This is a genomic window from Oceanobacillus piezotolerans, from assembly GCF_003665065.1.
Classification (GTDB): Bacteria; Bacillota; Bacilli; order Bacillales; family Amphibacillaceae; genus Oceanobacillus; species Oceanobacillus piezotolerans.
The window spans coordinates 1-1,249 of the sequence record NZ_RCHR01000020.1 but is presented as its reverse complement, the minus strand read 5'-3'; the positions used below and the strand labels follow the sequence as shown (position 1 = coordinate 1,249).

Genomic DNA, 1,249 nt, shown 5'->3' with positions numbered 1-1,249 from the left:
AAAGACAATCCACAGCTTCGGTGATACGTTTAGCCCCGGTACATTTTCGGCGCAGAGTCACTCGACCAGTGAGCTATTACGCACTCTTTAAATGGTGGCTGCTTCTAAGCCAACATCCTGGTTGTCTGGGCAACTCCACATCCTTTTCCACTTAACGTATACTTTGGGACCTTAGCTGGTGGTCTGGGCTGTTTCCCTTTCGACTATGAACCTTGTCACCCATAGTCTGACTCCCAAGTCTAAGTATCTGGCATTCGGAGTTTGACTGAATTCGGTAACCCGATGAGGGCCCCTAGTCCAATCAGTGCTCTACCTCCAGTACTCGATTTCTTGAGGCTAGCCCTAAAGCTATTTCGGAGAGAACCAGCTATCTCCGTGTTCGATTGGCATTTCACCCCTACCCACACCTCATCCCCGCATTTTTCAACATACGTGGGTTCGGGCCTCCAGTCAGTGTTACCTGACCTTCACCCTGGACATGGGTAGATCACACGGTTTCGGGTCTACGACCGCATACTAAATTCGCCCTATTCAGACTCGCTTTCGCTGCGGCTCCGTGTCTTCCACTTAACCTTGCATACGATCGTAACTCGCCGGTCCATTCTACAAAAGGTACGCCGTCACGCAAAAACGCGCTTCGACTACTTGTAGGCACACGGTTTCAGGTACTCTTTCACTCCCCTCCCGGGGTGCTTTTCACCTTTCCCTCACGGTACTGGTTCACTATCGGTCACTAGGGAGTATTTAGCCTTGGGAGATGGTCCTCCCGGATTCCGACGGAATTCCACGTGTTCCGCCGTACTCAGGATACATTCCAGAGAGAATTCTTTTTCAACTACAGGGCTGTTACCCTCTTTGGCTGACCTTTCCAGATCGATTCATCTAAAGAATTCTTTTGTAACTCCGTATGGAATGTCCTACAACCCCAGAAAGTAAACTTTCTGGTTTGGGCTAATTCCGTTTCGCTCGCCGCTACTCAGGAAATCGCATTTGCTTTCTCTTCCTCCGGGTACTGAGATGTTTCAGTTCCCCGGGTCTGCCTCTTATACCCTATGTATTCAGGTATAAGTACTGTTCCATTACGAACAGTGGGTTCCCCCATTCGGAAATCTCCGGATCGAAGTTTACTTACAACTCCCCGAAGCATATCGGTGTTAGTCCCGTCCTTCATCGGCTCCTAGTGCCAAGGCATCCACCGTGCGCCCTTATTCACTTAACTAAGTTTACAATGAATAAGCGTGCTAATAAA

Annotated in this window: 1 rRNA gene; it reads right to left on the bottom strand. The window is 49.2% G+C overall.

The features are described from left to right. Positions 1-1,219, bottom strand: a 23S ribosomal RNA gene (locus D8M04_RS19865); the annotation flags it as partial. Positions 1,220-1,249: the final 30 nt, after the last annotated feature.